Genomic DNA, 4265 nt, shown 5'->3' with positions numbered 1-4265 from the left:
GAGCACGACGCTCTGCTTGATCTCGACCGCCGTCGTGCCTTGCGGCGCGACTTCGACATGCACGGGATCCTTCATGATGCCGCGGGCCAGCCCTTCGATCTCGGCCGGCATTGTGGCCGAAAACAGCGCCGTCTGGCGATCCTTGTGGGTCGCCTTGGCGAGCCGCTTCACGTCATGGATGAAGCCCATGTCGAGCATGCGGTCGGCCTCATCCAGCACCAGCCAGCGCGTATCGGACAGGTTCACCTCGCCCTCGCGGACGAGGTCGGTCAGCCGGCCGGGCGTGGCGACGAGGATGTCGACGCCGGGAGCCATCTTCTTGACCTGGCTGTAGCGCGACACGCCGCCGAGCACGAGCGCGGTCGAGACATGCAGGCCCTTGGCCAGAACGCGGATGGTGTCCTCGATCTGCACCGCGAGTTCGCGGGTCGGGGCGAGGATCAGCGCACGCGCCGTCTTCGGCAGGCGCTTGGTGCCGAGCGCGATGATCTTTGTCAGGATCGGCAGCGAGAAAGCCGCCGTCTTGCCAGAGCCGGTCTGGGCTACCGCGAGCACGTCGCGGCCGGCCAGATGCGCCGGGATGGCCTGAACCTGCACCGGCTTCGGCATGTCGAAACCAGCGGCATGAGTGGCCTTCAGAAGCGCACCGGTAATTCCAAGTTTGGCGAAACCATTGAGTTCCGCATTGTTTTCATTCGTCAATTTATTCATCTTTCACGCGGACTCCGGGCCCGCAACAACACTCGCGGCAAGGCGCTACCTGCCGGCGAAATTCTTTGTGGAAACGACAAGGCGGCGGACATTCCTGTCCGCTCGGCTGCGCTGTCGTGCCCGCAGACCTCATGTCCGCAGGGCTCTTTCGCCGCTTACCGTTTCGTTCGGTGAGGGAGAAAACAGACGCAACCAGTCCCATCGGAGGGGAAAGCCGGAAAACCCGGCCCAAGCGCCTATGAAGCGGCATATGGGGGATAATCGCGAAAATAGCAACCGAATTATTTGTGCAGCGCAACAATTGCGGGCTCGGAACTCAGGAATCCACCTTTTCCGCCAGTTCCTTGAGCTTCAGCACCGTGTTCCAGTTGCGTGCGGTGTTGGGAACGCCGATGCCTTTGTCGAATCTTTCGGCGAGTTTCGAGGTTCCGAACCCTTCGGGCGTATGGAGATAGGCGACCTTGCCGACTACAGCGATGCGTTCGCCCTTGGCCGCAACAGCCTGCAGCGCCTTGACTTTTCCCTCTTCGGGTTGGGCGGCGAGCACGGCCGCGTGCAGGAACTTTGGAACGGCGACCGCCTCGGGGAACGGATTTGCGTCGATCAGCGCCGACCATTCGTCGAGCGTGACCGCATGGATATCCTTGCTGAAACCGAATTCGCGCTTGCAGATGTCGGCCACCGAAGCGATTGTTTTTTCACGCGAAATGCTGCTTTTCAGCACGGCGTTGCCGCTGTTGATGTAGGTCGCGACATTGCCGAATCCGGCCTCCGTCAGCGCCTCGCGCAGCGGCTTCGTCGGTAGCTGCGTCGCGCCTCCTACGCCTCGAAAGAGGATGATGTATGTGGACAAAATCGCCTCTCTGGTCTTTGACAGCACGATAAAAGCTGTTTGGAATCAACGATAACAGACAAATCGGGCGTCGCGCAGCGTCAGAATTTGTTCACAACGACCGTCAGGGCGCCGATATCGCTTCAATGCGTGAAAGACTTGAGGTTCTCCCGGCCGTTTTCGCTCATATCACCAGCCCCGCAATCGTCTCGTTGTCGGTGATGTCCTGATATGCCCAGCCGGCTTCGTGAAAACGCCTGGCGAGCACCTCGAAATTCCTTCGGTCCTTCGTCTCGATGCCGATCAGCACCGAGCCGAAATTGCGCGCCGATTTCTTCAGATATTCGAAGCGGGCGATGTCGTCGTCGGGGCCGAGCAGTTCGAGGAAGTCGCGCAGCGCGCCGGGGCGCTGGGGGAAGCGGAACACGAAATATTTCTTCAGCCCTTCGAATCGAAGCGCCCTCTCCTTCACGTCCGGCAGGCGCTCGAAATCGAAATTGCCGCCGGAGACGACGCAGACGATGGTCTTGCCGCGGATTTCCTTGCGCGGAAGATCCTTGAGCGCGTCGATGGCGAGCGCTCCGGCGGGTTCCAGCACCACGCCCTCGACGTTCAGCATCTCGATCATGGTGGCGCAAAGACGGTTTTCCGGGATTTCGCGGACCGCCTCAGTGGGAAAATCCTTGAGCAGGCGAAAATTCTCGCGGCCGATTTCGGCGACTGCGGCGCCGTCGACAAAATTATCGACCTTGCCGAGTTTGACGCGCTTGCCGGCTTCCAGGCTTTGCTTGAGGCTCGGCGCGCCCGACGGCTCGCAGAACACAAAGCGGGTCGGCTGTTGCACCTCGGCGAAATACCGCGTCACGCCGGCCGAGAGCCCTCCGCCGCCGACCGGCAGCACGATCATGTCGGGCGCCTTCCCGTCCGGCATCTGGCTTGCGATCTCCAGGGCCACCGTCGCCTGGCCTTCGACGATGTCCTTGTGATCGAAGGGCGGCACCATATGCGCGCGGGCGGTTTCGGTGAACTCGAGCGCGGCGCGATTGCAGTCGTCGAAGAAGTCGCCGACCAGCCTGATCTCGACGAATTCGCCGCCGAACAGCTTCGTCTTGTCGATCTTCTGCTGCGGCGTCGTCACCGGCATGAAAACGACGCCCTTCTTGCCGAAGTGGCGGCACACGAAGGCAAAACCCTGGGCATGGTTGCCGGCCGAGGCGCAGACGAACAGGTCGGCATGGTTGCCGCCGTCCAGCGCCTTGCGGAAGAAATTGAACGCGCCGCGGATCTTGTAGGAGCGCACCGGCGAAAGGTCCTCGCGCTTCAGGAGAATGCGCGCGCCGGTCTTCTTCGACAGATAGTCGTTCTCCTGCAGCGGCGTCTCGGGGAAGAGTTCGCGCAGGCCGCTCGCGGCTGCCGCAACCTTCTCGGCAAAATTCGTCATCGCTAAAATTCCCCCGCATCAGCGCAACCGGCAATAGCTGTGGGCCGATCGGCAGGCCTATTGCATATTCATGCCGATGAAGCCACTGTCGGCCTCCGATGCCCGCCGTCCGGCCTGGCCCGACGGCGGCACGTCACGTCTGGGGTCCCGTCTACGTGAATAGAATTGCCGTTCGCGCCGCGATCCACGTTGCAGCCGTCTTCGCCCTTTATCTCTCCGCCGCGATGCTGATCCCGGCGGCGGTCGACCTGTATTTCGGTCATGAGGACTGGCGGGTCTTCGCCTTTTCGGCGCTGTTCATGGGTGGGCTCGCCATGGCGGTTGCGCTCGCAACCCAAGGACGCGCGCCTCCGGTCACCACGCGTTTTGCATTCCTCCTGGTCAATCTGCTTTGGGTGACCATGGCGATTGCTGGAGCCGTCCCGTTGGCCGCGTCTTCCATCGGCATCAGTATCGCCGACGCGATCTTCGAATCGGTCTCGGCGATCACCACGACCGGTTCGACCGTGCTGGTCGGTCTCGACACGATGCCGCCCGGGCTGCTTTTGTGGCGGTCGATCCTCCAATGGTTCGGCGGGCTTGGCGTCATCGCGCTCGGCCTGTTCGTGCTTCCTTTTCTCAATGTCGGCGGCGTTTCCTATTTCAAGATCGAATCCTCGGACATCGAGGATCGCCCGTTCGAGCGCTTCTCGACTTTTGCGATGAGTTTCCTCGCCATCTACGCCGGACTCACGCTCGCCTGCGCAATTTCCTACGCCATGGCCGGCATGACCGGCTTCGACGCGTTGAACCACTCGTTGACGACGCTGGCCACCGGCGGCTTTTCCACGCACGACGCCTCGCTCGGCTTCTATGCCGAGAGGCCGGCGGTGCTTTGGGTCGGCACGCTGTTCATGTTTATTGGCGGGCTGCCCTTTTCCATCCTGATCCTATTTCTGGTGCGCGGCCGCCTCGACGCGCTGGGCGACCCGCAAATGCGGGTCTTCGCCGGCTACTGCATCGTCTTTGTCGTCGGCGTGGCGATATATCTACGGGTGAACGCAGACATGCCGTTCCTGGATGCTTTCACCCATTCCGCATTCAATTTTGTTTCGATCATCACGACCACCGGCTACGCAAGCGCCGATTACCTGCAATGGGGGCCATTTGCGGTCGCCTGCATCTTCGTCGCCACCTTCCTCGGAGGCTGTTCGGGATCGACCGCCGGAGGGATCAAGGCATACCGGTTCCTGATCGTGTTCGAGCTCATGTCCAACGGCCTGCGGCGCCTGGTCTATCCAC

4 protein-coding genes are annotated in these 4265 nt (G+C 61.7%); 1 reads left to right on the top strand and 3 read right to left on the bottom strand.

Going from position 1 to position 4265, the window contains the following annotated elements; all coding sequences use genetic code 11:
* From MAXJ12_RS20545 to ilvA, 3 genes are all read right to left on the bottom strand, one after another.
* Positions 1–711: DEAD/DEAH box helicase (locus MAXJ12_RS20545; RefSeq protein ID WP_008837899.1), on the bottom strand; the 711-nt coding region annotated here is incomplete at its 3' end.
* Between the two features lie 316 nt (positions 712–1027).
* Positions 1028–1564: a DUF1697 domain-containing protein gene (locus tag MAXJ12_RS20540; RefSeq protein ID WP_008837898.1), complete on the bottom strand. Its 537-nt coding sequence runs from the start codon at positions 1562–1564 to the stop codon at positions 1028–1030.
* A 163-nt stretch (positions 1565–1727) separates the two neighbouring features.
* Positions 1728–2984, bottom strand: a complete 1257-nt coding sequence (ilvA, locus tag MAXJ12_RS20535) for a threonine ammonia-lyase IlvA (protein ID WP_008837897.1) — start codon at positions 2982–2984, stop codon at positions 1728–1730.
* 155 nt (positions 2985–3139) lie between these two features.
* Between ilvA and MAXJ12_RS20530 the strand changes: the two genes are divergently transcribed.
* Positions 3140–4265, top strand: a 1126-nt coding sequence (locus MAXJ12_RS20530; protein ID WP_040587117.1) for a TrkH family potassium uptake protein, incomplete at its 3' end; no start/stop codon positions are given.

It is taken from the genome of Mesorhizobium alhagi CCNWXJ12-2 (genome assembly GCF_000236565.1).
In the GTDB taxonomy this organism is placed as follows: Bacteria; Pseudomonadota; Alphaproteobacteria; order Rhizobiales; family Rhizobiaceae; genus Allomesorhizobium; species Allomesorhizobium alhagi.
Note: the sequence above shows the minus strand (reverse complement) of the source record. Positions and strands in the feature narration are given on the sequence as shown.